The sequence below is a fragment of the Pseudarthrobacter sp. NPDC058362 genome (assembly GCF_042723515.1).
Lineage (GTDB): Bacteria > Actinomycetota > Actinomycetes > Actinomycetales > Micrococcaceae > Arthrobacter.
On sequence record NZ_JBHXIW010000001.1, the window covers coordinates 495484 to 516205 of the forward strand.

At 60.1% G+C, this 20722-nt stretch carries 17 protein-coding genes; 9 read left to right on the forward strand and 8 right to left on the reverse strand.

What is annotated here, in order from left to right:
- Nucleotides 1–49: 49 nt before the first annotated feature.
- Nucleotides 50–469, forward strand: a complete 420-nt coding sequence (locus tag ACFWIX_RS02350) for an Hpt domain-containing protein (RefSeq protein ID WP_377214499.1) — start codon at nt 50–52, stop codon at nt 467–469.
- 9 nt (nt 470–478) lie between these two features.
- Entirely contained in the window at nt 479–1372 is an 894-nt protein-coding gene (galU, locus tag ACFWIX_RS02355; RefSeq protein ID WP_377214500.1) for a UTP--glucose-1-phosphate uridylyltransferase GalU, read from the forward strand.
- Nucleotides 1373–1427: 55 nt separating this feature from the next.
- Here galU and ACFWIX_RS02360 read toward each other — a convergent pair whose 3' ends face one another.
- The 4 genes from ACFWIX_RS02360 to ACFWIX_RS02375 all read right to left on the reverse strand — a co-directional run bounded on the left by ACFWIX_RS02360 (nt 1428) and on the right by ACFWIX_RS02375 (nt 6188).
- Entirely contained in the window at nt 1428–1784 is a 357-nt protein-coding gene (locus ACFWIX_RS02360; RefSeq protein ID WP_377214501.1) for a VanZ family protein, read from the reverse strand.
- Between the two features lie 291 nt (nt 1785–2075).
- On the reverse strand, nt 2076–2633 hold the full coding sequence (locus ACFWIX_RS02365) for an LPXTG cell wall anchor domain-containing protein (protein ID WP_377214502.1): 558 nt from the start codon (nt 2631–2633) through the stop codon (nt 2076–2078).
- Between the two features lie 174 nt (nt 2634–2807).
- A complete protein-coding gene (locus tag ACFWIX_RS02370) occupies nt 2808–4658 on the reverse strand; it encodes a DUF4012 domain-containing protein (protein WP_377214503.1) in 1851 nt (616 codons plus the stop codon).
- A 57-nt stretch (nt 4659–4715) separates the two neighbouring features.
- Nucleotides 4716–6188, reverse strand: a complete 1473-nt coding sequence (locus ACFWIX_RS02375; protein ID WP_377214504.1) for a sugar transferase — start codon at nt 6186–6188, stop codon at nt 4716–4718.
- 446 nt (nt 6189–6634) lie between these two features.
- On the opposite strand from ACFWIX_RS02375, the gene ACFWIX_RS02380 reads away from it, so the two are divergent.
- The 5 genes from ACFWIX_RS02380 (at nt 6635) to ACFWIX_RS02400 (ending at nt 12439) form a co-directional block, all read left to right on the forward strand.
- Nucleotides 6635–8080: a lipopolysaccharide biosynthesis protein gene (locus tag ACFWIX_RS02380; protein WP_377214505.1), complete on the forward strand. Its 1446-nt coding sequence runs from the start codon at nt 6635–6637 to the stop codon at nt 8078–8080.
- A gap of 37 nt (nt 8081–8117) precedes the next feature.
- Nucleotides 8118–9038 carry a glycosyltransferase gene (locus tag ACFWIX_RS02385; RefSeq protein WP_377214506.1) on the forward strand — a complete coding sequence of 307 codons (921 nt, stop codon included), beginning with the start codon at nt 8118–8120 and terminating at the stop codon, nt 9036–9038.
- Nucleotides 9035–9865, forward strand: coding sequence for a glycosyltransferase (locus tag ACFWIX_RS02390; RefSeq protein ID WP_377214507.1), 831 nt, complete (start codon nt 9035–9037; stop codon nt 9863–9865). The genes ACFWIX_RS02385 and ACFWIX_RS02390 overlap by 4 nt, the downstream gene beginning before the upstream one ends.
- Before the next feature lie 103 nt (nt 9866–9968).
- Entirely contained in the window at nt 9969–11153 is a 1185-nt protein-coding gene (locus ACFWIX_RS02395) for a glycoside hydrolase family 99-like domain-containing protein (RefSeq protein WP_377214508.1), read from the forward strand.
- Nucleotides 11154–11620: 467 nt separating this feature from the next.
- Complete coding sequence (locus ACFWIX_RS02400) at nt 11621–12439, forward strand: hypothetical protein (protein ID WP_377214509.1); 819 nt, start codon at nt 11621–11623, stop codon at nt 12437–12439.
- Nucleotides 12440–12505: 66 nt separating this feature from the next.
- Here the strand turns inward: ACFWIX_RS02400 and ACFWIX_RS02405 are convergent, their stop codons facing one another.
- From ACFWIX_RS02405 to ACFWIX_RS02420, 4 genes are all read right to left on the reverse strand, one after another.
- Nucleotides 12506–14026 carry a polysaccharide biosynthesis tyrosine autokinase gene (locus ACFWIX_RS02405; RefSeq protein WP_377214510.1) on the reverse strand — a complete coding sequence of 507 codons (1521 nt, stop codon included), beginning with the start codon at nt 14024–14026 and terminating at the stop codon, nt 12506–12508.
- Nucleotides 14027–14135: 109 nt separating this feature from the next.
- A complete protein-coding gene (locus tag ACFWIX_RS02410; protein WP_377214511.1) occupies nt 14136–15536 on the reverse strand; it encodes a hypothetical protein in 1401 nt (466 codons plus the stop codon).
- 152 nt (nt 15537–15688) lie between these two features.
- Nucleotides 15689–17521, reverse strand: coding sequence for a hypothetical protein (locus ACFWIX_RS02415; RefSeq protein ID WP_377214512.1), 1833 nt, complete (start codon nt 17519–17521; stop codon nt 15689–15691).
- Nucleotides 17522–17823: 302 nt separating this feature from the next.
- Nucleotides 17824–18285, reverse strand: coding sequence for an Lrp/AsnC family transcriptional regulator (locus ACFWIX_RS02420; RefSeq protein WP_377214513.1), 462 nt, complete (start codon nt 18283–18285; stop codon nt 17824–17826).
- 160 nt (nt 18286–18445) lie between these two features.
- Here ACFWIX_RS02420 and pdhA point away from each other — a divergent pair, with 160 nt between their 5' ends.
- Together pdhA and ACFWIX_RS02430 are read left to right on the forward strand one after the other, a co-directional pair.
- Nucleotides 18446–19612 carry a pyruvate dehydrogenase (acetyl-transferring) E1 component subunit alpha gene (pdhA, locus tag ACFWIX_RS02425; RefSeq protein WP_377214514.1) on the forward strand — a complete coding sequence of 389 codons (1167 nt, stop codon included), beginning with the start codon at nt 18446–18448 and terminating at the stop codon, nt 19610–19612.
- Nucleotides 19609–20721 carry an alpha-ketoacid dehydrogenase subunit beta gene (locus tag ACFWIX_RS02430; RefSeq protein WP_377214515.1) on the forward strand — a complete coding sequence of 371 codons (1113 nt, stop codon included), beginning with the start codon at nt 19609–19611 and terminating at the stop codon, nt 20719–20721. Before pdhA ends, ACFWIX_RS02430 begins: the two co-directional genes overlap by 4 nt.
- Nucleotide 20722 lies beyond the last annotated feature (1 nt).

A 20722-nucleotide genomic window follows, 5' to 3' on the forward strand; every position in this document is an offset into this window, starting at 1 on the left:
AGGCGAAAGGCCTGCCGCCAAGAGATGCAGCACCGTTTTTGGGGGAAACATGAATATCGGAAGTGGCGACGCCGTGGATGGGGCGCCAGGCAGCGGCATTCCGCTCGTGGATCCCGCGGTCCTGGCGGATCTTGCGGATAAGTTGGAGAGCCCGGACATCGCATCCCGCTTTGCGGCGGATTATGTTGCCCTCTGGGAGGCGCGCCGGTCCCGGCTTGCGGCTGCCCTGGTGCGCAATGATTTTCCGGCTGCGGTGGACGCCGTGATCAGCCTTCGGGTGGCGTCGGTGATGGTCGGCGCCGAACGGCTGGCATGGCTGGCACAGCAGGTCGAGGACGCCATCAACAGTGCAAACTTCGCGGTCGGGCGGAAGCTCATGGATGCGGTAGGTGTTTGCGGGACGGCAACCATAGATGTGTTGGTGCTGCCGCGCAACCCCGAATTGGCATTGTGCAGCCGCCATTTGTAGGGTTCACCTATGACAACCGGGAAAAAAATCACCAAAGCCGTCATTCCTGCTGCCGGATTAGGGACCCGTTTCCTGCCAGCCACCAAGGCAATGCCAAAGGAGATGCTGCCAGTGGTGGACCGCCCCGCAATCCAGTATGTGGTGGAGGAGGCTGTGAACTCGGGCCTGAAGGACCTGCTGATGATTACGGGACGCAACAAGCGCTCCCTGGAGGACCACTTTGACCGTGAGCCGGGCCTGGAACGCGTGCTTGAGCTCAAAGGCGACAAGGACCGCCTGGAGTCGATCCAGTACGCTTCGGAGCTGGGCCCCATCCACTACGTCCGCCAGGGCGAAGCGAAGGGGCTGGGCCACGCGGTGCTGTGTGCCAGCCAGCACGTGGGCGACGAGCCGTTCGCCGTCCTGCTGGGTGACGACCTGATCGATGAGGCCGAGGACCTGCTGACCACCATGATGGAGGTGCAGCAGAAGACCGGCGGATCGGTGATCGCACTGATCGAGGTTGACCCGTCCCAGATCAGCGCCTACGGCTGCGCGGACGTCACTGCAGTGGAGGGCGAGGACTACGTCCGCGTCAACAGCCTTGTGGAGAAGCCATCGCCGGCAGAGGCACCCTCCAACCTGGCCCTGATTGGCCGGTACGTGCTGCACCCGTCCGTCTTCGGCGTGCTGGAAAACACCGAGCCGGGACGCGGCAATGAAATTCAGCTGACCGACGCCCTGCAGACCCTTGCCGCGGCCGAGGGTGAAGGTTCCGGAGTGTACGGCGTGGTGTTCAAGGGCCGCCGCTTCGATACGGGCGACAAGCTCAGCTACCTGAAGGCCGTTATCACGCTGGCCTCCGAGCGTGTGGAGTTCGGTGAAGAGCTGAAGACCTGGATGAAGGGCTTCATCAACGGCTAAGCCGCTGGTCGAGCTTCGGGGGCCCGTCGCCGCAAGGCGGCGGGCCCCAGGTTTTTTAGTGGACGGCGGCCAGCGCCGCCCCGATGACAGCTCCAGAGATGTTTGTGACAAGGTCCAGCGGACTGGGGAAGCGATTGTGAAGACACAGTAACTGTCCCAGTTCCACGCAGGTGGAGAGCCCGAGCCCGTACGCGCCGGGCAGCCACCAGTACTTCTTGGGAAAAGCGAGGCTGCTAGCAAATCCGACGGGGATGAATAACACGACGTTGGCCGAGGCTTCCAGAAATTTGTAATTCAACCACGTGGGTATTCCGTGGCGGTGGAGAAAATCGAAGGTGGCCGTCAAAGCGTCGTGGACTGGCTGGTCCACGGGGTGGGGCCAGTAGGCGACGAATGCCAGCAGGGCCAGCATTAAAGCCAGGATAATTCGCCAGGCGCGCAGATTGCAGAGGAAGGTCAAGCGCGCCTCAGGAGGTCCGCAGGAGGGCGAAGATGGCCACCGCTAAGGCCATGGCTGCAAGAAGTGCCAACAGTGCGCAGCGCAGGAGCTGTGGCCGGGGGAAGGGTAAGGCGAAATCCCATTCGGGGAGTGCTTTCGCCGATGTCTGCCCATGATGTTTAGCGATACCACACGCTTTAAATATGAAGGGCTGGCAGTTCGAAAGAACTGCCAGCCCTTCATGACGTCGCGGTGAGCCTATGACTAGGCGACCTCTGCCTTGGCACGGCGGCGGACAACGACCACGGAGGTTGCACCTGCGGCCAATGCGCCAGCGCCGACCAGGCCCCAGAGAATCAAGCCAGAGTCTGCACCAGTGTTTGCCAAGTCTGCGCCTCCACCGGTGCTGGCCAATGCTGCTACTACAGTGACATAAACGGGACCTACAACGACGCCGGAGGTGTTGCCCGTAGCCGTGATGCTATAGGTGCCGGGTTCATGGATAGTAAGCGGAACAGCGATCTTGCCCTCTGCATCCGCGGTCGCACCGAGCGTCTGCGGTGCTTGGTAGACAGGGATCTTGCCGGACAGCGCAGTGCCGCCGGTGTTCGCTGCCCCGGTAGTGGTAAGCGCGATGGAGATAGTCACGGTTTCCCCTGGCAGAAAGCCCTGCGCGGTGAAGATGAACTCCTCGCCAACTACGACCGTTGCGTCACTGACAGTGGCGGCAGGCGGAAGCGGCGGATATTCGCCGGCCATTGCAGGCGAACCGATGAAGGTGATGGATCCCGCAAGTGCGATTGCCGCGAGCGTTTTTTTCATGTGTCCCCCCGGAGACTTTGTGAATTTTTTGAACCCGATGTTGGGGAGTTTCCCCTCCGCACGAGACCTGTGCAGAACCACGGATGTGTATCCCAACCAGAGGCTATCACCACACTGTAGTGTGAGCAATGTCAATCCACTCGGTTTACATATTGTTAACCGGCTGCGGAGCCTTTAGCCGCACGGCTCGGAGATGGCTGGGAGAATAACTTCCTTGACTGGCTGCACTGTCGGTGTGACAACCAAGTTCGGTTCCGTGTGCTGCACAATATCGCCGAAAGTAAACTCGACTGTTTTGCTTTCGCCGGGGGAAAGGCGGATGGAGAGCATACCCACGGGACGGTTGCTGTGAAGGTACGGCGCGAAATTAGTCCTTTGTCCATCGACTTTGGCCACTTCCACATTGGCCTGGACAGGCCCGTAGGCTACGAGGTTGGTTTGGACCGACCCCGCGGGAACGCCGTATGTCCCACCGCCCGTGACGTAAGGGGGCAAGGAATGGGCGGCGTCTCCAGGGGCGTTGTTGGTACTGATGATACGGACGGTAACCTGCTGATAACCGTCCCGAGTACATTTTTTGACTACTTGGGCTGTCCGTGTGACATAGTAGTCCATTTTTGCCCCCGTTCCGTCGTTGAAGTAGACCCCGAATTGAGCTGGTGATATCCCCGGCCCGTCGATGTAGCCGCTGAGTGGATGGGGGGCGAGTAACGATTGCTCCTTTGTATCCCGGGACCACACAAGGATCCGTCCTTCCTGGGCACCTTGGGCGATGGCCTCCAGAAGCTTCTTTGGGTCAGCTTTTCCCATGGAGAGGGCGCCGAATATGTCGGCGGCAACACTTGCGAAATATGCGTCCTGACTAACGGGTTCTTCAATGGCGCCGTATACATCGGAAAGAAGCGTTGCAACGACGTTTTGTGAGGTGAGCTTAACGGGTAACCCAGCTTCGGGGCCGGCCGGACTGGACACTTGGACCGGACCCGTGGCACCGAGGATGTAGCTTAAAGACACTGGGTCAATCGACACCACCCCATCGACTCTCTGGCTGGTCTTCTTCTCCCACATCGCTTGGGCGAGGCTCGCGGTAGTGGGAAAATCAGGGGTGAGGTTGACATCTTGGATGAATCGTCCCATTCGGCCTGAATAAATGGCTTTCTGCTCCGTTGGGACAGGGAGAGGCGGAGCGAGCAGACCCAATTCGGAGGCGCTGGACTGTGCCTTTAGCCCGATCTTGCCATTATCGATAGTGAGTACTGCAAGGGCTCCGGGTATCCCACCCGTTGCCCTGGATTCTGCGTTGTTCTGGATCAGCAGAAGATATTCTCTGGGCTCGTCAGAACCCATCATTCGGGGCAGGAGGGCCGCGGCGCTGGCTGCAGCGTCCAGACTCCTGCTCGTGGAGATCAGTTGGTCCCGCAGTTCCACCAGGGGCCCTGAGAGTTGGGGAACCAGGTCGCTGCTGTCGATGCTGTTGATTCTCTGTGCTGATGCCCGGACGGCGTGGGCTGCAGATGCGATTTTAGGCTCCGCGGCTTGCAAGGGGGCAAGGTCTACGCCGGTGCTCTTGGGCGCGACCAGGTTCCAATCAAGTGAATGGAACTCGGTCACCAACGGCGCTGCGCCCAGCCGCACCACGTCGTCTACAGAGGCCGTGATCTCGCCGGCAGCCTGAAAATTGGGACCCAGCCATGGGACTATTCCGGCCGCTGCCCAAAGCGGTCCGGCGGACTGCTCGCGCGCAGATGCAGTGTGCTGTTTCAGGCGGTTGACCGTCTCTATCGCCGCTTCAGGGTCATCTCCAGCAATTTCCGCCTTGAGCTGCGTCAGCAACTGTTTAGACGTCTCGAGTTCCATTCGAATCGTGGACGCTTTTCCAGCCAAGGAGGCGCCCGCCGCCAGAATCAGGCCGACCAGCAGAAGGCTGCCTGTTACCACTGCGATAAGACGGGCAGGGCGCTTGCGCCTTCGGCCGGACGGTTTCAAGGCCGTTCCTTCGTCGCGCATTTCTTGGGATTCGTACATGGAGTATTTGCCTTTAATCTATGCAGAAGGGTAGTGAAAGTCCGGTTAACCGGGAAGCTAGAAAGCACCCGTGGTTCGCAAAACAGCCGTGAAGGTCTTAAACAGAATCACGATGTCGCCCATGAGTGACCAGTTCTCGACGTAGTACAGGTCAAGCCTGATACTCTCCTCCCAGCTGAGGTTGGAGCGGCCGCTGACCTGCCAAAGACCACTCATGCCGGGGCTCACGTACAGCCGCCGATGTGCTGCGTCATCGTACAGGGCTACTTCTCCCTCTCGCTGGGGACGGGGGCCAACGAGGCTCATGCTCCCGCCGATAACATTGAAAAGCTGAGGGAGCTCGTCGAGGGAGTATTTCCGCAGAAACCGCCCGATGGGAGTCACGCGAGGATCATTCGCCACCTTAAAGAGAGGGGTTTCCGTCGAACCCTGCGCCTGTAGGAGTGCAAGGAGCTCTGCGTCCGCGCCCTCCCTCATTGACCGGAACTTGAGCATCTTGAACGTCGTGCCGTGAAGGCCCACGCGTTCCTGCTTGTAAAGAACGGGGCCTGGGCTGCTCATCCGTACGAGGACTGCCAGCACCAGCATCAACGGTGCGAGCCAGATGCAAAGCAAGATCGCGCATGCGATGTCGAAGGTGCGCTTGGCCACGCGTTTTCCGCCGGTGAGCTTCGGCGTCGAAACGTGGATGAGGGGCAGTCCCGCAACAGGCTGGGTGTGAATCCTGGGCCCGGCAACATCGGTGAGAGCAGGCGCCAGGATCATTCCGATGTCCCGTGCAGCGAGTTCCCACCCTAACTGCCGGAGGTCTTGCGGGGTCATTTGTACTCCAGCAGACACAGCCACCGCGTCGATTTTTTGGGAGTCTATGACCTCCAGGATGGAAGGCACGTCCGGTTGCACGCCGGTAACGGGCACACCCTGTTCCTTGAGTATGGCCGACGAGGAGCTGGCGCCGGGCAGATGCGCCGCTACTGGCAGATACCCCGCGGCGGGGACGCTCCTCAAAGACCGGATCAAGTGGTCGGTCGCCGGTGGACTTCCAACGATGAGGACCCGGGAGCTGCTGGTCCCCTTTTTTCTGTCGACCGTAAGATGCTGTCGCACAAGCCATCGCCCTAGGAGCAGACCCACAGCCCCCGCCGGAAAAGCCAAGCCGACGAAACCCCGGGCCGTATCGATGCGGAGGGCGTAGGAAAAGATGGCCAGGAATCCGAACAGCCAGGCAGACGTCGCGAAAACCCGCTTGTATTCTTCTGATCCGGCACCAAGAATCGTAGCGTCGCGAGCGCCCCAGAGTCCAAGCATCGCCCACCAGACGGCTGCAAGCGCAACCGAGAGGGCTATATATGGCCCTTCCTGCCCCGGTCCTTCCGGTAAATCGGCCAGTACGAAACGAACCCCGTACGCACCGGCCACGGCCCATGCGACAAGGCTCGCATCGACGATTTGAAGTCGCCTTACGTAACGTCTCCGCCAAGGATCCGGTTCCTGCAAAACCCGCATGCCTGATTCTTGCTGGTTCACCATGAGGAGAGCTTCGTGGTGCTGTAAAGCCTGCCAATGCTGCCCGCCCCAGAAGGCATCGTGGCCACTAAGGGCAGCATCAAAAGATTCTCTAATCCGCCCTCGGCATCTGTCATCTTTCCGGAAAGAAGTCCGGAAGCATCCGTTTTCGCGTTCAAAGCCCCCCCTGTGACTCAAGCAGCGGCCGCACGCCCCGTAGCCAGCAGATTTTTACGGAAAGCCTACATGAGCCGGATGAGCCGCATGCACGGATACTTCATGATGCGAAGTTGCCTGCCTGACCCGCCATGTGTGCCCCTTTGGGACATTCGCAGTTTTTCCGGACTGCCGACACTGCTAACGTTGGTTCGTGGCGGGCGTTGGAATACGTCCATGTCGTCCGCCTGGAGGGTTGGGGGATTTCTTGGGCACCGGCAGTTTGGCATCTTGCAGCCAGAGCGTCGCCCATATTGGCGAATTCCAGCGGGGCGACGGTGAATAGCCGTTTTCTTGGCCGCGGCCTAGTTTACGCGTCGGTTTCCATTGCGCCCATCCTGATGAATTTTGTCGCAACGCCCTTCGTGACGCGTGTTCTGGGGCCGGAGTCCTATGGCGTGGTGGCTGTCTCGGTGTCAGTCTTTCAATTCGGGATTGTGCTTCTTACCCTGGGGTTGGCCGCGTCTATTACACGCCAGGCCATCTTGGAGGACTCGGGCAGGTCCGGTGCCGTGGCGACTGTCCTGGCCGGCGCCGGCTGCGCGGCCGTCTTGTTTTGTTTGGCCGTGCTGCTGTTGCCATGGTGGGGGCCTGGTGTGCTGCAAGGGGCAGATCCGGCCATCCTGATCTATCCGCTCGTCTCCTGCCTCGGTTTGGCATTACTTCAAAACGCTCAGTCCCTTTTCCGTGCTGAGCAGCAAGTGGCCAGCTTTGTGCTGCTGGGGGTCGCAGCCTCCGTGCTCGGGCCACTGGTAGGTCTCCTGTTGCTGTTAAACGTCGAGCGGACTGCACCAACATATTTGAGTGGTCTCTCCGCAGTTCACTTGACCGTGGGAATCGTGGCGGTCCTAGTGTGCCTCCTGAGGCAACGGCCGCGGTTCGTGGGCATGGATTTTGCAAAGAGCCTTAGCATCGGGCTACCCACTGTTCCGCATCAAATGGCGGTAAGCTTCCTGGCCCTGCTTCTCGTGGCCGGAACTTCGCGGGTAGTTGGCCTCGAAGCTGCTGGTGGCCTCCAACTCGGGTTGCTCATCGGTTCAGCGCCGATGATGCTCCTGGGCGCGATTAACAATGCCTGGGCGCCGATGATCTACCGAACCCCAAGCGATAGCCGCGGAGATATATTGCGTTCCTCCTACGGAACCATGATGCTTATGGTCGTACTCCTTGTCTGCGGGTTTGTTGTTCTTGCCCCAGCGGTTGTTCCATTCGTTGCAGGTCCAGTCGCCAACGGGCACGTAGTTACCCAGGTTGCCCTCATCGTGGCATCGGGCACCCCGTTCATGACGGCTTACCTGGCCAACATTCACCTTGTATTCATTTCGGGGAGAACAGCCATCCTTGCAATAACAACCCCCGTTTCTGCGATCTTGGCATTGCTGCTGGTAGGCCTCTCCGTGTTGGCAGGCTTGCCGCTGGACATCAGAGTCCTGGCTGTCGCGGTGCCGCTGTTCCACGTGTGCCAACTGGCAATGAGCATCGCAATCCGGCGCGGACGGAGTGAAATAGAGGTGCCGGCACTAAAGCTTTTCCCGGAAATTTCCGTCATTGCGGCCCTGATCGTGGCCGGCCTCTTGGTACCGGATAACTTCATGCTGCTGCCAGTCCTGAGCTTGGGCCTTCTCGCCACTCTCGCAGGTGTGCGCCGCAAACAGGTAGCCAGGTATGTGCGCCGCGTGGGGGTGCTTAATGCAGGATGAGTTTGGCGCCATATGCCTGGCCGTCTATAGACCAGATTTGCAGCTGCTGAAGAAGCAGGTCGCCTCAATTGCATGCCAGACGGCTCGGAATTGGACCTGCATCATCGGAATAGACGGTACTGATGCGGCCACTGCAGCCTACCTTCAAAGCATGGTTGGGAACGATGACAGGTTTGTAGTCCACGAATTCGGGAAGAGGGTTGGGTTCTATCGGAACTTTGAACGTATTCTTCGCCTGGTTCCGAATTCTTCCCACTGGATAGCTCTGTCCGACCAGGATGACTTCTGGTATGAACAAAAACTGAGTGTGTTGCTTGGACACCTCGACGACGCCTCCCTTGTCTCCGGCCAAGCCCGGATCGTCCGCCTACAATCCAAGGGAGACGCCCGGAAGCCGGTGGGAGTGACTGACCGCAGGTTTTTCAACGTCGGAGAACTCCTTCTGGACAATGTCATCAGCGGTGCCCTGGCCGTATTCCGGTCCGATCTCCTGACCAAAGCATTGCCTTTTCCCACGCCAACGGATGTTGCGTACCATGACCACTGGTTGGGACTCTGCGCGGCTCTCGATAGGGGCGTTCGGACGGTACCCGACATCGTGCAGGACTATCACCAGCATGAAGCGAATGTCATTGGCGAGGAGATGGGCCGAAACCCCCTATACCGGGCGGTCCGCCTCTGGCGGCGTTCACCGGGGCTCATTTCGTCTGTGCGCTACTTGGTTGATCACAGATGGCAGTGGCGGGTCAACATGTGCAGGCTGGCACTGGGCCGAAGCGAAAACCCCGCATCCCGCGAGGCAGCCGTCCTCAGAGTATTCAGTGCCGGCCCTCCTACTCCTGCCTTTGCCGTTCTCTGCGCGCGTGCGTTTGTCCGCGGACGTTGTTCGCGCATGCGGGTGGCATCCCTCTTTGTTGCCTCTGTTCTGGCCCCCGTGCTGAAAGGAGATCGCGATTGAATCAGGCCGCGTCCTCATGGACTTTGATTACCGTCACCTATAACAACCTGGAGGAACTCTGCACCTGGTGGCAGGGGGTGGAGTTGAACGGCGCACGTTGGATCGTCGTAGACAACAATTCCAGTGATGGCGGGCCCGAGTTCGCGGAACGCATGGGTGCGGAAGTTGTCCGGCTTGGCCAGAACTTGGGATTCAGCCGGGCGAACAACGTCGGGTTGAGGGCCGCCCGGAGCACCTATGTAGCTTTCGTCAATCCTGATGTGACGGTTGATACATCCTCACTGGAGATCCTGGAACGGGTAATCAGCGAGCGTGACGCCATTGTGTCTCCGCAACTGACCAATCCTGACGGCTCCATCCAGCCTAATGGCCGAGGACTACCGTATTTGGTGGACAAACTGGCACACCGCGGCATGGTTCTTCCAGGCAGCTCGGTCATGAACTACCTCCCTGACACGTCACGCGCACCCACGTACGTGGCGTGGGTGATGGGTGCAGGCGTGTGCGGGTCCACAGAACGGATCCGCGCCGCAGGTGGCTGGGACGAACGGTATTTCCTGTATTACGAGGACCACGCCTTCGGCCTGGATGCTTGGGCCCGTGGACAGGAGGTGATCCTGGTTCCCGGTGTTTCCTGGGTGCATGCATGGAAGCGTGATACCAAGAAATTCCGACTTCAGCCTTGGACTAGGGAGATCGCCTCGGCTTGGCGCTTTTACTCGAGGCATCCGGAATTGCTTATGGTGCCGCTCCCAGGGGCCCGCCGCAGGTGGCGGGGGCAGTTCCACAGATTTGGGGATCCCGTCGAGCAACAGGGTGATTTGTGAGCCGGTATCTGGGCGCTCAGGCCAAGAGTGGCGCCGCCCCTCTAAGCCGCTATTCGTTTCCGGCCCTTACATCACAAAAGTCATCCCTATTGGAGGTTTAGCAGTGTCCAACCTGTCGAGCGGGGTGCCGTCCCTGACTGTCGCATACTACCTGCCTCAGTTTCATCAGATTCCTGAGAACGACGAATGGTGGGGGCCCGGTTTTACAGAATGGACAAATGTCAGCAAGGCTACGCCGCAGTTTGATGGTCATGACCATCCACGGCAGGTCGAGACACTCGGGCAATACGACTTGCGGACCGTTGAAGTCATGCACCGTCAGGCAGCACTTGCCAAGCAGTACGACGTGGATGCCTTCTGCTTCTATTTCTACTGGTTTGATGGCCGCCGGCTACTGGAGCGTCCGGTCGACAACTACATCCGGTCAGGTCCGGAATTCCCCTTTTGCCTCTCATGGGCGAATGAAAACTGGACGCGACGCTGGGACGGCAAGGAGCACGAGGTTCTAGTGGGGCAAAATTACTCAGGCTCCACAGCGGAGGAGATTTTTGCAGATTTTCTTCCGTACTTTCGGGATGAACGTTATCTTCGGGTGGACGGCGCCCTGGTCCTTGTTATCCACCGAATCGATCACATCCCAAATGCTGCAGAGCTTGTGTCCCAATGGCGCGTTTTGGCGCAGGAACACGGACTTGGTGAGCTTCATGTTATTGCCGCCGAAACCAGGTTCGGAATCCAACCAGGGTGGTACGGTGTCGACGCGATCGCGGAATTCCCACCCGTGGGCTCGAACACCCTGGCATCAGCACAGCTGCTTCCGGTTAAGGGGCTCCGAGACGATTTCGCAGGCCGGATCATGTCCTATCAGCGCATGGCGAAACGGTTCATGCGCAGAAGGCAACCGTCATTCATCCGATATCGGGGCGTTGCCCCTGGCTGGGACAATACGGCCCGCCGCGGAAATAAAGCCACGATTTACGTGGGCCATAACCCGAGGGACTACGCGGAGTGGCTGTCCCATGCGAGAAGTACGGAGGATAACCGGCAAGGCACGGGACTCGTCTTCGTTAACGCGTGGAACGAGTGGGCCGAAGGCGCGTATCTTGAACCGGACGCCAGCTGGGGATTCGCATTTCTAGAGGCAACTCAGCGGAATTTCCGTCCTCTTCCAGCTTCGCCGAAGCCGGGAATGGGGGAACCCTCGTGGGCCTGGCTACGGTCGCTCGCACTGGCCGGCATGGGCAGCGTGCTAGCGGTGCTGCGCCGTGCCCGGCGCCCGGTGCAATGAGGGCTTGTAGTCCGGAGATGTCCAGCCTGGCAAAAGAGGTTGCAGACTCGCTGAAGCAAGGCGACCACCTGCGCCACCGCCACCAATGCCTTAGGGCCGTGGTGACTGCGGCAGTGCTGGTGGTTCTGCTCGTGGTGCCCGCACGTAGGCCAACTAAGCCCGTATCTGCGAAGCTTACTTTCGTCCTTGCAAATCCAGTCGCACATGGGGCGCGTCTTGGAGCCGCCGTTGTGGAGGCGCTTGGCGGCGTGACCGTAAACCTCGTGGGAGACACCAGGCTCGCAGATGCCCCCCTGTCCCGCGGAATGTACCATTTCCCCAGCCTTACTGTCCGGTCCTTTGGCCCGAGCCTCAGTCCCGCCCACCTGTGGCGTGCTCTTGGACTGCGTCGGCGGACGGTACTCAGGGCCACCCATTACCAGGGCCTTTCACAGACTTACCTTGAGGTCCTTTTTGTCCTGCAGGCAGTGCGCTACGATTTCGCCCACTCATGGGTATCCAGTTTGCCCAAGGATCATTTATGGCTCGCGGACTTCGACCGGCCCGCTTATTGCCGGCCGCTGATTTGGCAGGCGAAGAAGCTCGGTCGGAAAACCGCTACCTTGGTGCATGGCAGTCCCAACCAAAACTATCTGCCGCCAGTCGCCGACCAGGTGCTGGTATGGGGTGACTCCCAGCTTCGGTGGTTTCGCGCGGCAAGCCCGCAAAGCCACTGCCACGTTGTCGGGAGACCGGAAATTCGAAAGTCGGTTGCACCCGCGCCGCCACGACGGCTGAGGGTCATGCATTCGATGGAACGGCTGTCCGAGACGGAACGGGAGTCCCTGGTCCGTCTCTGCGCGGCGGCCACGGGTTGGGGCCTGAAGTGCAGTATCCGGCCACACCCCAGTTTGTCGGGGGCAGACCTCGACGATGACTGGAAGGCCATAGCAGGCTCTTTCCGGATTGAGGATGGTTCCGATTTCTGGGAGTCGCTCATTCCCGGCGATATTGTGGTAGGTATCAATTCGACGGCGCTCATTGATGCGCTGACCATCGGCGTACCCGCGCTGACTCTTGCGGATTCTGAAAGGGAGCTTCCGTGTGATCTGGACAATCTCCGGGAGGCCTCGATTCCGCTGAGGGCCGCGCTGTTGCGATTTGAGCGGGAGCCGGCTTTGGAACGTTCAGGGGCGGACATACTCACGCATCCGGGCCTGCTGGAGGTGGCACCTTTGCTGGTCGCCGCTACTGGCACAAAGGCTGCAGGATTGGTGCGAGACACAGTCGCGGGGATGGTGGCCTAAGAAATTCCGTACTCCGGGGCATGTCGTACCGATAAAAAGGCGACTTGCGAGACATGGTCCGCCGACTCAGAAGTGCCTGGAAGCGCCAATTTCGGGAGCCGCGCCAGTAGCATGCCTTGGCCAAGGAACGGCAGTCCGCGTTCCATCTTCTCTCGGCAACTCCGATGACAGTTCTGCTGCCCCAGGGTGCGCCCGACGGGACCTGGATGCGGCCACGGAACGACCACCCTTCGATGGCAATTCCTTCGAGTAGTACCCGTAGTTGTAGGCATCTGCGCCCTTGGCGGGGACGCGGTTGAGCACAACCCCCAGAAGGTTGGCCTCGACCAGCCTGAGGTTCGAAAGGGATTTTTCGAGATCATGCCTCTTTATTTTTTGAACGCCTACCACAAGGACGACTCCCCCAACGTGCTGGGAAAGAACTGCCGCGTCCGTCACGGGCAGTAGAGGTGGCGCATCAATGATCACTGTGTCGAAAGCCTCTCCCAGCCGTTCGATCAGATGCTGCATCTCTGATGATCCAAGCAGTTCACTGGGGTTCGGGGGTATCTGCCCGGACGCAAGGACGTAGAGTTCGTCGTCGCCCCACGGCTGCAGCAGGTCATTCACGTTTGCCGCGCCGACGAGGGCTGTAGTGAGGCCGGCATTGCGCTCAAGCCCCAAGTATTCAGCAACCATTGGGCGCCGCAGATCCGCGTCAACAAGGCAAACGGTGCGGCCGGCCTGAGCCAATGCGATCGCAAGGTTGGTCGCCGTTGTGCTCTTACCCTCCCCAGGGAGGGACGAGGTAATAAGCACGGTGTTTGCCGTCCCTGTCACGTTGGCGAACTGCAGATTCGTGCGCAGTTGCCGAAACGCCTCGGCCCTGGGACTTTGGGGGGCGTGCTGGGTAACCAAAGGCCTGCCCTCGGCGTCCTGGTCGTAGGAAATTGCTCCGAGCAGGGGACTCTCGGTCACTTGGCGAAGGTCGTCCTCATTGCGGATTCGGGCGTCCAGGGTAGTGCGCAACAGTGCAAACCCAACTCCGAGCAAAGTGCCTGTCAACATGCCAAGTATGAGGTCCAAACGGGTATTCGGGGCAGAGGGGTATAGCGGCGCAACAGCCGGCTTTATCACCGAAAGACTTACCGGGGAAGTCCCTCCAGCCTTGGGCTTCTCAAGCATGTCCACGGCTTTGATCAGGCTGTCACCGACGGCCGCGGCAATGGCGGAAGCCTGGACAGGCGAACTATCCTCTACGGCAATGCTAATTAGCACCGTGTTAACGTCGGTACGCGCTTTTACTTTGCCTGCCAATTCTTCAGCGGTGAGAGTCAGCCCTAGGGTGTCTATGACGGGCTGCAGCACCACAGGGGAAACTACGGTCTTTACGTATGACTGGACACGCGCTTGGGTAAATGTGTTTCCCTGCTGTAATTCCTGAACCGTGCCGGAACCTTGTATAGCAACAAAAAGTTGGGTCTCAGCTGTGTAGGTGGGCTTCGAGAAAAGAGAAACCGCACCCCCCAACAGCAACCCGGCGAGGGCGAACGCAACAATAATTGTCCAGTTGCGGCGCAAGATCCGCAGGTAGTCGCGCAAGTCCAAGCCTGTTTCCCCCTGAGTAGACGCCCGTCAGCTCTGCCAATTATCCAGGCAGCCATTTGCGGATTTTTCGATTATACCTGTGGCGGCCGGCTCAGGACTCGGGGCTCGTTCAGATGCCTCGGGGTCGTTGTGGTGCCAGCTCCCAAGATTCGCGCCTCTCCACGACGGGAGGATCTCGTCTGTCCAACTTGTCCTTCCGTGCTAAGTAGGAGAACGTCAAAGCAACCGCATATGCAAGAAGTACGTAACCCAGCACTTCATAAAGTGAGCCGCGGAGCACGATGAACAATAGCGCGGCGAGGGGAATCTCCAGCAACGACGTGAACAGGGTGGCATGTTGGACCCTGCCCAACACGAGGCCCACGACTGTAAACACGACAAGCACCCCGGACCCGGCCCCGATCAGGTCGGCTTCACCCCAGAGTGGCATCGATACATTGGTGTATCCCATCCCAGTCGACGTCGCGACTGCAGGGCCGGATGCGTCGCCCTGGACTCCTTGACTAAGCACGGGAATCCAGCGCAAGAATGGTGCAATGGCCAGATCGGCCCGGCTTATGTCGGTGTTGAGTTCGCCGTGCAGGGACACCTCACGGGTCAGCATTTCGAAGGCATCGTAGTCGAATGTTGTCAGTGTTTCCGATGGTGCCGTAATTGCCACTTCGGTCGCGCCAGTTCCGTCACCACGTAGGAGGTCAAGGGTAGGGAATACGGTCACGAAAGCCAGGATGACCCCTGCGGGCATCCAGCGCCGCGCTTGTGGACCAACGAGTGCGGCTGTGAGGGCAACAAGGAAACTGCCTGTCAGGAACCGCGAGCCGATCAGCGGGTTTGTGACCAAGAACGAGAGCAGCGCCGAAAGGACCAGAGCGGGAACGGGTATGTTGAGCCCCTTTTTCCGCAACAGGATGGCCATCGCGGGTAGGACGATTGCGCCCGCGTTCGACAGAAAGTACAGGCTCCCGAACCCTGGAAGCCCTTCGTTTGCGGCAAGGCCGGATTGGAACGCCTGGCGTCCAGAAAACATCGCAGGCCCCATTAGTATGGAGAACAGGGCGCCGATACTTCCGTGAACAAGTAATGCGCTCATGACTCCGGTTTTCAACCGGGGCGAATCGGTCGTGCGCTGGGATGAGTTATTGCATGTTTGTCCCCGCTCGCGGAATCTCATCGCCACGAACCCTGTGATGACGGCGGCGTGGCCCATAAGGACTATCCGTTGCGCGTTTGAAATGTCTCCCTCATGAAGCATGCCTCCCCAAGGGAAGGTCCCCTCGGCCAGTTGATAAGCGGCGGCGAGGCCGAGGAACACCAACGACCAAGTCCAGTAGACCGACCATGCAAAACTGTGCTCTCGCGACAGCACAGAGTAGTAAAGCGCAACTGTGGGAACTAGGACCATCAGCAAGGCCTGCACAGTCACGTCAGGCGGCCAGTCAATGTGGCTCGCCGAAAAATTCAGCGCGGGTATGGTGAGCGCCGCGAGAAGCCCCGCATAGATGGCTGCCAAGGCGGGTCTTTGTATGCTCACTTTTCGCAGTATAGATGAACTGACGCCTCGACCGTCGACTACCCGCGGGTGTATAGAAATCAACCGAGCGAGTGAAGGCACCCGTAATGATTGGATGCACACTGCCGATGAACTAATCTGGTCCCCGCGGATCAACCACTTCGGACGAATTGAACGCCGATTAGGGCCACCTTGGCGCGGTACGTGTCTCCCGCGGCAGCTGCGTTGCGGTCCACCCGCACTACTATGGGCGCTGTGCCACGCGCCTTCCCGGATGCAATCTTGACTCGGGCCACCCGTCCGGCCACCCCTGGCGAAGGCTGCGCCGTACCGGGGTTGGGGGTGATTCCGCTGCTGGTCAGTTGGCCCTGGATGATGAACGAGTAGTTCAAGTCCCACACCACATTTCCTGCTGACCCATCAGTGGCTGTCCAAACGATGTATGCGTCGAAAGACTCCCAGTCGTTGGGGAGCGCGCCTATTTGCCCAACGACCTGTTCAACGCTGGATGCGTCCAGCAGCCATGACATCGGATAACCGACGCCCGGCACGCCGGCCAGTGTTGGGATGCCGGTAATAGCGCCCATGCTGGAAGCTGGAAGGAAAACCTGTTCGGGACTGAACGTGTTTGAATTGATCCCGCCGAGCGTGCAGGTCCGAAACTCATATGTGCCGAACTTTGAAGAGGTAGGAGAGCCTGTAAACCCCCAGCCGTCCGCTCCTTCGGTAATCAGCCGGTCGAAGTTGCCCAGGCTGTTCGTGGAATCCACGTCGAACCCATGACCCTGGGTTGAAGGGTCGGTGCCTATCCTACGGAGCTGAACATTGCACAGTCGGAGTCTGGTGTTGTTGCGGGCCACCACACCAGACTGTCCCAGTTGTATCGCGAGGACGTTCTCAACCGTCACAGTGTCAGTATTCTGGAGGACGAATCCGTTGCTGAGCGATCCTTCCGCTCCGGCGTTTCCAAGGATGTCGGCGTCACGTATGGATGAGTTGTTTACATACGTGAGCGTATAGACGTCGGCTTTGGCTTCTGTGTGTTTGTTGCCAGACATTGTTAGGCCTCGGTGTGGGGCCAAGGGTGTGCCGGTGGCCACTATGTGCCGGCCTCTCCCGTTGCTGTCGAAGTAATTGCCTGCGATGAGGGCGTGGAGAAGTCTGGCGGCTGGGCTGATTTCTATTGCCGCGTCAGCTGCTGTGTGGCCTATGTTGTGGAATCGGTTGTCCTTGATCACATGACCACGGTTTTGGTCGGCGTTGGGACCCGAGTGGTAGGCGCTGTCTTTCCCGTCGACCACTATCCCCTTCAGACAATTAGAGAAGAGCGAACCTACAGCTTTCACGTTTCGGCAGTGTGTGCGATAGGCCTCCGACAGGCCTTGGAAGGTGACGCCCCGGAATTCGGCATCGCCGTTGCCGTCGACGTCTCCAAAAATCTCTGGACCACGAACAGTAGCCCCTTCGCCGTTAACGTTTGTCGAGTCACCGACGAACGCCACATCCTCGAATACAATTCCAGGTGCCTTGACCCTGACCGCTCGCAGTCCCGGGGTTGTGAACTTCAATGCCATCGCGTAGCCGTCGCGCGGGACACCAAGAAGCCGTATGTTGCTCTTAGTGATATCAGCCCAGGCAGTCGTGAACAGATAGCCGCCGCCCGTGGTCCGCTGTGGAAAGAAAATCGTTTCACCCTGATCGGCATCCGCTATTGCAGCATCTACCGCCGGCGTCCAGTTCTCCCCAAATGTTCCGGCCAAGGAAGAGTAGCGCATGATGCTGCGCATGTACCCGTACGTCGCGGAAAGATTGGGCAGTTGGGCAAGAGGTACCTTCGAGTTTCCGTCCAAAGTCGCTACGCCGCTGGCAGCTCCTTTTTCTGCCACCGGTACGTAGGTCTGGGCGTTCTTGTCTCCCGCCGCCGCGAAAGCGGTATTGCCGTTTAACGTTGAGACTGCAGAGGATCCTGTGAAGACTGTGATCAACGCTCCAAAGTGAAATAAGCTTCGCCGGTTGACACTGGCTCTCGTTGACAGCGGCGGTTCTGCTTTCTTTCGCCATCCCACAGTCATCCACCTCCCTTAGGGAGATAGACGTTTGGATCTAGTGCAGTCGCCAACATGGCTACAAACTATTTTTTTGGAAGTGTCCGAACAACAGTGGGGGATACTTGGATTTTTTACAGGAATTACTTACGTGCGGGGCTGGGTACTTGCTGGGTGTAATGATTACCGCCGGTCAGGCAACCTCGTGGGCGAGCTGTCCTACGGTGCGGGCGCGGAACAACTTACCGCGTATCCAGATCCTCAAACACCAGGAACGTCTGCGTATCCAGCACCCCAGGCATGGACTGCAGCTGGTCGAAGATGACCCGCCGGAGATCGGTGTTGTCGGTGGCTCGGACCAGCAGGATCACGTCGAAGTCCCCGCCCACCAAGGCGATGTGGTGGACCTCTGGAATCGCCCGCAGCTGTTCACGGAGCTCCCGCCACGAATGCTGCCGCACTTTCAGCGTCACATACGCGGAAGACTTCAGGCCCGCCTTGATCGGGTCCACCAGAGCCGTGAACTTCGTCAGGACGCCCTCGCCGGTCAACCGGGAGATCCGAGTGTAGGCGTGCGCCCGGGAAATGTGGACATTCTCCGCCACCTGCGTCACGGACATCCTGCCATCGCGGGTCAGCTCGGCGATGATCTTCCGGTCCACATCATCCAGGGGAACCGCTTCGTCCGCCTTCAGTTCAGTCAATTTGTCCACAACTCCCGCCCGTAGCGCAGCTCACACATGCAATTCGTCTTTCAGACTAGGCCAACTTGGCGCTCATCTCCATGATTCAACAATTGGGTGGATACGAAACGATCCTCAGGGCCATACTGGGAACGAATAGTGGCTACAGAAGGACGGACCAATGACGATCTCCGCAGACGAAGCTGTCAAGAAATTCGGGATCACCGTGGAGGATTACCTGCTGCCGGCGCGGCACATGATCCAGATGGTGGACCCGGATGGCCGGCTCCGGGCCGAGGCCGAGCAGGGCACCGAACCTGGCCATGAGTACCCACTCCCGGGTGATGACGAACTTCTGGCCGCCTACGAGCAGCTGGTGGTCGGACGCCGCGTCAATGACCAGAACTCCGCACTGGTCCGGCAGGGCCGCATGGCCGTCTACCCTTCCAGCCATGGCCAGGAGGCCTGCCAGGTAGCGGCCGCGCTCTGCCTCTCCGACGGGGACTGGATGTTCCCTACCTACCGGGACGCCGTCGCCGTGATGGCCCGCGGCGTGGACCCGGTGCAGGTGATGACGATCTTCCGCGGTGACTGGCACGGCGGCTACAACCCCGCGGAGCACAAGGTGGGCATCCAGTGCACCCCGCTGACCACCCAGCTGCTGCATGCCGTCGGCGTCGCCCACGCGGCCAAGCTCCGCGGCGAGGACACCGTGGTGCTGGCCATGTGCGGCGACGGCGCCACCAGCGAAGGCGACTTCCACGAAGCACTGAACTTCGCCGCCGTGTTCCACCTGCCTGTGGTCTTCTTCGTGCAGAACAACAAGTACGCGATCTCGGTGCCGCTGGCGCACCAGTCCGTGGCACCGTCGCTCGCCCACAAGGCCGTGGGCTACGGTATGGCCGGCGAACGCGTGGACGGCAACGACGTCGTGGCGCTCCTCGCCGTCCTGGACCGCGCCGTCAAGCTCGCCCGGGAAGGCTCCGGCCCGCTCCTGGTCGAGGCACACACGTACCGCATGCAGGCGCACACCAACGCCGACGACGCCACCCGCTACCGCGCGGACAGCGAAGTCGCCGAGTGGGTCGCCAAAGACCCGGTCACCAGGATGACCGCCTACCTGAAGGACCGCGGAATCCTCGACGCGGAGGAAGAAGCCCGGATCGCCGCGAAGGCGGAAGACGTGGCCACCCAGCTGCGCGAAGGCCTTAGCGAAGACGTCCCGGTGGACCCGCAGGAGCTCTTCCGGCACGTCTTCTCCAGCCTTACACCCCAGTTGGAGGAACAGTCCGCCATGCTCGCCGACGAACTGGTACGCGAAGCAGCATCAGAGGAGGCCGCGAAATGAGCCCCACCATCACCACCTCGTCCGAGGCGAATGGCAACGTCAGCGCCGCCACCGCCCGGGCCGCAGCCACGGCGGCTGCCACTGCCGAAGCCACCGGGCCGCAGCCGGTCACCATGGCCAAGGCACTCAACACCGCCCTGGCCGACGCCATGCGCGCCGACGAATCCGTCCTGGTCTTCGGCGAGGACGTGGGCATGCTGGGCGGGGTGTTCCGCATCACCGACGGGCTCACCAAGACCTTTGGCGAGCAACGCTGCTTCGATACACCCCTGGCCGAGTCAGGCATTGTAGGCATGGCCGTAGGCATGGCTATGAACGGCATGCGCCCCGTCATCGAAATGCAGTTCGACGCCTTTGCCTACCCGGCGTTCGAACAGATCGTCAGCCACGTGGCCAAGATGCACAACCGCACCAAGGGCGCCGTCAAACTGCCCTTGGTCATCCGTGTCCCCTACGCGGGAGGCATCGGGGGAGTGGAACACCACTGCGACTCTTCCGAGTCCTACTACGCGCACACGGCGGGTTTGAAGGTCTACACTCCGGCCACAGTGGCGGACGCCTACCGGATGCTGCGCGAGGCCATCGACTCCGACGACCCCGTCATGTTCATGGAGCCGAAGAAGCTCTATTGGTCCAAGGACATGGTGGACCTGGAGCAGTTGCGGGAACAGCACTTGGCCAACGCGGACGCCGGGACAAGCTCGGAAGGCCGCGCCGCCGTCGCGCGTTCCGGCACTGACGCAACGCTCATCGCCTACGGCCCGTCCGTCCCCACCGCGCTCGCCGCCGCTGCGGCAGCCGCCGAGGAGGGGCGCTCGCTGGAGGTCATCGACGTCCGCTCCATCGTGCCGTTCGACGACGAAACCGTCTCCGCGTCCGTCCGCAAGACCGGACGCGCCGTGGTGATCGCCGAGGCGCATGGGTTCGCGTCCGTGTCCTCCGAGATCGTTGCCCGGGTCCAGGAACGCTGCTTCCACTACCTGGCCGCGCCCATCCGGCGCGTCACCGGCTTCGACGTGCCCTACCCGGCGCCCAAGCTCGAACAGTATTACCTGCCCAGCGTGGACCGCATCCTCGACGCCGTAGACGACCTCCAGTGGGAGAACTGAC

What these genes read in the sequence shown, in the direction of transcription:
- ACFWIX_RS02430 (WP_377214515.1), top strand. Translation starts at nt 19,609, where the DNA reads ATGAGCCCCACCATCACCACCTCGTCCGAGGCGAATGGCAACGTCAGC.
- ACFWIX_RS02360 (WP_377214501.1), bottom strand. Translation starts at nt 1,784, where the DNA reads ATGCTGGCCCTGCTGGCATTCGTCGCCTACTGGCCCCACCCCGTGGAC.
- ACFWIX_RS02350 (WP_377214499.1), top strand. Translation starts at nt 50, where the DNA reads ATGAATATCGGAAGTGGCGACGCCGTGGATGGGGCGCCAGGCAGCGGC.
- ACFWIX_RS02375 (WP_377214504.1), bottom strand. Translation starts at nt 6,188, where the DNA reads ATGGTGAACCAGCAAGAATCAGGCATGCGGGTTTTGCAGGAACCGGAT.
- ACFWIX_RS02370 (WP_377214503.1), bottom strand. Translation starts at nt 4,658, where the DNA reads ATGTACGAATCCCAAGAAATGCGCGACGAAGGAACGGCCTTGAAACCG.
- pdhA (WP_377214514.1), top strand. Translation starts at nt 18,446, where the DNA reads ATGACGATCTCCGCAGACGAAGCTGTCAAGAAATTCGGGATCACCGTG.
- galU (WP_377214500.1), top strand. Translation starts at nt 479, where the DNA reads ATGACAACCGGGAAAAAAATCACCAAAGCCGTCATTCCTGCTGCCGGA.
- ACFWIX_RS02365 (WP_377214502.1), bottom strand. Translation starts at nt 2,633, where the DNA reads ATGAAAAAAACGCTCGCGGCAATCGCACTTGCGGGATCCATCACCTTC.